This window comes from Streptomyces sp., from assembly GCF_019510245.1.
Lineage (GTDB): Bacteria > Actinomycetota > Actinomycetes > Streptomycetales > Streptomycetaceae > Streptomyces.
On the sequence record NZ_JAEKKT010000280.1, the window covers coordinates 1 to 5564 of the forward strand.

At 71.7% G+C, this 5564-nt stretch carries 7 protein-coding genes and 1 pseudogene; 4 read left to right on the forward strand and 4 right to left on the reverse strand.

Going from position 1 to position 5564, the window contains the following annotated elements:
- Window positions 1–566 (forward strand): ATP-binding protein (locus tag JF597_RS48820; protein WP_366916564.1); only part of this gene is annotated, 566 nt, incomplete at its 5' end.
- Window positions 563–1219 carry a response regulator transcription factor gene (locus JF597_RS48825; protein WP_294012251.1) on the forward strand — a complete coding sequence of 219 codons (657 nt, stop codon included), beginning with the start codon at window positions 563–565 and terminating at the stop codon, window positions 1217–1219. The genes JF597_RS48820 and JF597_RS48825, both read left to right, overlap by 4 nt.
- On the opposite strand, the gene JF597_RS48830 is transcribed toward JF597_RS48825, so the two are convergent.
- Both JF597_RS48830 and JF597_RS48835 read right to left on the reverse strand, forming a co-directional pair.
- Window positions 1124–1804, reverse strand: a complete 681-nt coding sequence (locus JF597_RS48830; RefSeq protein ID WP_294012254.1) for a DedA family protein — start codon at window positions 1802–1804, stop codon at window positions 1124–1126. The genes JF597_RS48825 and JF597_RS48830 overlap by 96 nt on opposite strands.
- Window positions 1801–2532: a methyltransferase domain-containing protein gene (locus JF597_RS48835; protein WP_294012257.1), complete on the reverse strand. Its 732-nt coding sequence runs from the start codon at window positions 2530–2532 to the stop codon at window positions 1801–1803. Before JF597_RS48835 ends, JF597_RS48830 begins: the two co-directional genes overlap by 4 nt.
- A gap of 219 nt (window positions 2533–2751) precedes the next feature.
- Here JF597_RS48835 and JF597_RS48840 point away from each other — a divergent pair, with 219 nt between their 5' ends.
- Together JF597_RS48840 and JF597_RS48845 are read left to right on the forward strand one after the other, a co-directional pair.
- On the forward strand, window positions 2752–3807 hold the full coding sequence (locus JF597_RS48840; protein WP_294012267.1) for a histidine kinase: 1056 nt from the start codon (window positions 2752–2754) through the stop codon (window positions 3805–3807).
- A complete protein-coding gene (locus JF597_RS48845) occupies window positions 3804–4454 on the forward strand; it encodes a response regulator transcription factor (RefSeq protein ID WP_294012261.1) in 651 nt (216 codons plus the stop codon). The genes JF597_RS48840 and JF597_RS48845 overlap by 4 nt, the downstream gene beginning before the upstream one ends.
- Window positions 4455–4477: 23 nt before the next feature.
- Here JF597_RS48845 and JF597_RS48850 read toward each other — a convergent pair whose 3' ends face one another.
- A complete protein-coding gene (locus JF597_RS48850; protein WP_294012264.1) occupies window positions 4478–4957 on the reverse strand; it encodes a MarR family winged helix-turn-helix transcriptional regulator in 480 nt (159 codons plus the stop codon).
- A 292-nt stretch (window positions 4958–5249) separates the two neighbouring features.
- A pseudogene (locus JF597_RS48855) lies at window positions 5250–5564 on the reverse strand (APC family permease); the annotation flags it as partial.

Genomic DNA, 5564 nt, shown 5'->3' on the forward strand with positions numbered 1-5564 from the left:
GCGGTGCCGAGACCCTGCGGATCATCGCCGGCAGCGGCCGCAGCGCCCTCGCCGAACTGCGCCGCCTCCTCGCCGTCATCGGCGACGAGACCGACCGGCCGCACGATGCCCCGCTCGCCCCGCAGCCCGGCCTGGCCGACCTCGATCCGCTGATCGAACGTGTCCGCGCGGCCGGTACGGCCGTCACCCTCAGCACCGACGGCGACCTCACCGCGCCGGCCCCGGGCCTCCAGCTCGCCGTCTACCGCATCGTCCAGGAAGCCCTCACCAACACCCTCAAGTACGCCGCCGCCGACACCTCCGTCACCGTCCGGGTGGCCGTCGGTTCCGACACGGTCCACGTCGATGTCGAGGACACCGGGCCCCCGCGCGCACCCCGGTCCCGCAGACGGAACACCGGAAGCGGCCGTGGTCTGGTCGGTATGCGCGAGCGCGCGGCCATCTACCAGGGCCGGGTCACCGCCGGACCCAACCGTGACGGCGGCTGGAGCGTCCACGCCCGTCTCCTGACCGCCCCGCCCGTCACAACGACCCCGACGACAACAACGGAGAACCCGCGCACATGACCACCGTGCTCATCGTCGACGACCAGGCCCTGCAACGTCTCGGCTTCAGCATGCTCCTGGAACAGCACCCCGACCTCACCCTCATCGGTGAGGCCACCCACGGCGCCGAAGCCGTCCGCAAGACCGCCGAGCTCAAGCCCGACGTCGTCCTCATGGACGTCCGCATGCCCGGCATGGACGGCATCGAGGCCACCAGACGCATCGTCGAGTCCGGCGGACGCTCCCGCATCCTGGTCCTGACCACCTTCGACCTCGACGAATACGCCTACGACGCCCTGCGGGCCGGAGCCTCGGGGTTCCTGCTGAAGGACGCCCTGCCCGACGAACTCGTCGCCGGCATCCGCGCCGTGGCCGCCGGGGACGCCGTCATCTCGCCCGGTCTGACCCGCAAGCTCATCGATGCCTTCGGCAGCCGGCTGCCGGGCCACACACCCGAACAGCAACGTCAGCTGGCCCGCCTCACCAACCGGGAACGCGAGGTGCTCACCGCCATGGCGACCGGCTGGAGCAACACCGAGATCGCCGAACGCCTCTCCCTCGCCGAGTCCACCGTCAAGTCACACGTGAGCAGCATCCTCACCAAGATCGGGGTCCGGGACCGCGTCCAGGCCGTGATCTTCGCCTACGACACCGGCCTCGTCCACCCTGCCTGACCATGCCCGCCACAGCAGGGCACCCCCGATCACCACCAGAGCGGCCAGGGCGAGGGCCGGGCCGCCCAGGGTGAGGACGCGCTGGAGAGAGGTCGCGGCGGCATATCCGACACCTGCTTCCGCGGTGGCCCATACACAGGCGGCGACGGCGCTGTACGGGGCGATGCGGCGGTAGGGCAGCCGGGTGGCGCCCGCGGAGTGCGGGGCGAGGGTGCGCACCACGGGCAGGAAGCGGGCCAGGAAGACCGCCCGGCCGCCGTGGCGCGTCATCAGCGTCTCGGCCTGGTGCCAGGCGGCGCCCGGTATCCGACGGCCCATCCGGCCTTGGCGCAGCCGGTCACCGAGGAACCTGCCGGTGCGGTGGGCGAGGAAGTCGCCCGCCACCACCGCTCCGGCCGCGGCGGCGATGACGAGAAGAAGGCTAAGGGGGCCGGTGCGGGCCAGTGCGCCGGCGGTCAGGAGCAGGGTCAGCGTGGGGATGAAAGCGCCGACGAGAAGGATCGACTCGGCCAGGACGGCGGCGGCCACCACCGCGTACGCCGCGGTCGGCGGGAGGCCGCCGAGGATGTCGGACAGCGCGTTCACGGCCTCGTCCCGTCGCACTGCGGCTCGAGGCGGGGGTGCTCCGCGCAGAGGGAGGGACGTTGCAGGTGCCAGACGCAGGCTGGGGGCAGGTTTGCCCATACCGTCCAGCGGCCCGTGGCGTACGTTCGCTGGTAGGCGGCCATGATCTCGTCGACGGCGGCGTGCCGGCGGGCCTCGGCTCGCGATGCCGTCAGGACGCGGGCCCTACGGGTGCCGAGGTAGGCGAAGTAGGTCAGGGTGCCGCCGGGGTGGAGGAGCTCGAGGTAACGGGCCATGATCCGCTCGACCTGCGCGGGCGTGAAGTTGGTCAGCGGGAGCCCCGACACGATGACGTCGTACCGCTGGTCGGTGTCGAGCTGCTCGACGTAGGTCTGATGCACGGTCACCTGCGCCGAACTGGCCACCAGGTGCGGGTGCGTGGTGACGAGGTGGCGCAGTCGCGCGGCGAAACGGGGGTTGGCCTCGACGATGTCCAGGCGGCTGCCGCGGGACAGCTGCGGGATCATGGCCGGAGTGACCCCACCGGTGCCGGCACCGGCTTCCAGGACCGCCAGCGGGCGGGGCGCCTGAGTCCGTACCGGTTCGGTGAGCGCGCGGGCCAGGGCCGTGCCGCTGGGAGCTATGGCACCCGTGGTGCGCAGATCACGGGCCGCTTCGATCAGGAACATCCAGCCTTCGGCGTTGCGCTGCGCCAGGACACGGTCGTGGGAGGTGGTCCAGTCGTTCATGGAATCGACGCTAGAAAGCCCCGTCCAACATCGGATCCGTCGTTCTGCGACGGCGTGCCCCTACGAAAGTAGGGGGTGAGCGTCGTCGATCGCCGGACGGAACCGCACACCGGTCTGCCTAGCATGGGCCCGGTGAGCAGCAGAGGAGGCCGCAGGTGGCCGGCCTACGGACGAGGCGCACTAGTGGCGCTGTGCGTAGTGGCCGCCGCGCTGAACGACATGTCGTTCGAAGGGCGCCACCCCGCTGCCGTCATCACGGCGGCGCTGGTGTGCGGAGCGGCCCTGCTCGTGCCCCGGCTGCGCTGGCCCGTCGCACCGCTCCTGGTCACCGTGACCACGGCATGGTGGGGATGGCCGTTACTGCCGCTGTTCGCGGTCGCCCTGTTCGACCTGGCCGTGGATCGCCGGGCGCGGGTGGCGGTGGGATGTGCCGTCGCCGCCCTGGGCGCCAACCTGATCGGCTACCGGGCCACCTCCCTGTGGACGGCGCAGTCCTACGCGTCCACGCTGCTGCTACCGGTGCTGGCCGTGCTCGTCGGGCTGTGGTGGGGTGGCCGGCGCCGTCTGGTCCAGGCACTGGCGGCGGACGTCGAGCACCTGCGTGTCGAGTCGCAGCTGCGTGAGGAAGCGGCCCGCATCGCGGAACGGTCCCGTATCGCCGCCGAGATGCACGACGTCCTGGCTCACCGCCTGAGCCTGATCGCCCTGCACACCGGCGTGCTGGCCACCAAGGGCGACACGCTGCCCGCACCGGTGGTCGAACGACTCGGCCTGCTGCGCACGGCATCCGTCGAAGCCCTCACCGACCTGCGAGACGTACTCGGTGTGCTGCGCGACCCCGACGCCACGCCGGCCGACGCCGCGCTCACGCCGGTGATGAGGGATGTGAGGGAACTGGTGGACGAGGCCCGCGCCGCCGGCCAGCACGTCGAGCTGATCACCGACGGCCGTCCCGAACAGGCTCCCACCACCCACCGCCTGGCCGTGCACCGCGTCGTCCAGGAAGCGCTGACCAACGCCCGCAAGCACGCCGACGGTGCTCCGGTGACCGTACGCATCGATTACCGGCCGCCCGCCACCCTCGTCGAGGTCACCAACCCTGCCGGCACTCCCCGCACGGACACCGTCGGCAGTGGCTACGGACTTGTCGGCCTGCGCGAACGCGTCACCACCCTCGGCGGACACCTGAACGCCGGACCGGCCGGCGCGGGCGCGTGGCGCGTGGCCGCCCGCATCCCCCACCCCCTCGGCACAGAACAGAACGGCACCACATGATCCGCGCCATGATCGTCGACGACGACGCCCTGGTCCGCCTCGGCCTTACCGACCTCCTCGAAGGCGACCCCGGCATCGAGGTCGTGGCCCAGGCCGCCGACGGACTGCAGGCCGTCGAGCAGGCCACCGCTCACCGCATCGACGTCGCCCTCGTCGACGTTCGCATGCCACGCATGGACGGCATCACCGCCACGGCCCGGCTGCGGGCCCTGCCGCATCCCCCGAAGGTGATCACCCTCACCACGTTCGACCTCGACGAATACGTCTACGACGCCCTCGCCGCCGGAGCCGACGGGTTCCTCCTCAAGGACACCGACCCCGCCGAAATACTGCGTGCCGTCCACCTGGTGGCCGCCGGGTCGGCCATGCTCCACCCCACCGCGGCCCGGCGTCTGATCGACCGCTACCACGCCACGAACCAGCCCCAAGTCGCAGCGGCCCAGGCACAGTTGGAGCGGCTCACACCCCGCGAACGGGACGTACTCGCCCTGCTCGCCCAGGGCGACACCAACGCCGACATCGCGACCCGTCTCGCCATGCGCGAGAGCACCGTCAAGGCCCACGTGAGCCGCATCCTGACCGCGCTGGCGGTCACCAACCGCGTCCAGGCCGCCCTGGTGGCCCGCGACGCCGGCCTCACCACCTGACCGGGACGGCAGCACCGGGGGAGTTACTCGGACTCTTCCCGCGGTAGCTCGCGGCTGTTGATCGCGTCGGTGATGGCGTAGGCGATACGGACGAAGGACTCCGCCTGCTCCGCCGAGAGGTCCCGTGCGGAGGTCTCCTCCAGGGACCGCCACATGGCCGCGATGGGTTCGCGCAGGGCACGGCCCTTGTCGGTGAGGTGGACGACCATGACACGCCGGTCGTGTGCGGCCGGCTCGCGCACCAGCAGGCCGGCGTCCTGCATGCGGCGCAGGGACTTGGAGACGGTGGAGTGGTCCAGGCCGACGCTTTCGAGCAGCTCCGACTGGGTCTGGCCGTCCCGGTCGAGGAGTTGCATCAGCAGCAGTTCCTGTCCGGGATGCAGGTCCATCTCGCGGAGCATGGCGGCGGCGCGGGCGCGGTGTGCGCGGGCGAGCTGGAAGATCGCGTAGCTCATAGGCCCCTCGCCGGCCGTGGAGGGGGTGCGGTGTGTGGAGGCGGGCATGATGCGGTTCCTCGGACGGTACGGGTGGGGTAGTCGGTGTAGCCGGCCACTCCGCCGCCGTGGAAGGTCGCCGGGTCGGGGGGTGTTCAGCGGCGCGTCAGAGCGTAGCCGCTCGACCGGATCCGGGTGGGGGAGGGCGAGGGCGCGCCGACCAGCCCCGGCACCTCATCGCCCACCTTCACGTCCGGCCCGCCCTGATCCCCGCGCCCTGATCCCCGCGGGGCGGGCCGGATGTTCATGACGACCTGGCGGATCACGGTCGGCCATGGCATGCGTCATCCGCCGCTGTCCGTCACGTCCGCGCCGCGGCCGCCCCGGCCTCCGCCCTGCGCGTCGGCGCGCCCAGCGTCCAGAACAGGACGCCGAGGAGCATGAATCCGACGAGCGGTATGAGTTCCGTCAGCAGGTACTTCCAGCGTTCGGCGTGGGTCCAGCCGTCGGGGGCGTAGGAGGAGCTGAACCAGCTGAAAGGAGCGCCCGGGGCGACCAGTTGCACGCTGGCGTACAGCACGAGCGCGGTGAGGACGATGCTGATGAGGAGGGGAACGGGTGCCCTGTAGGGGCGCGGCACGTGCGGGGCCTTGTGGCGCAGTACCGCGAGCGCTGG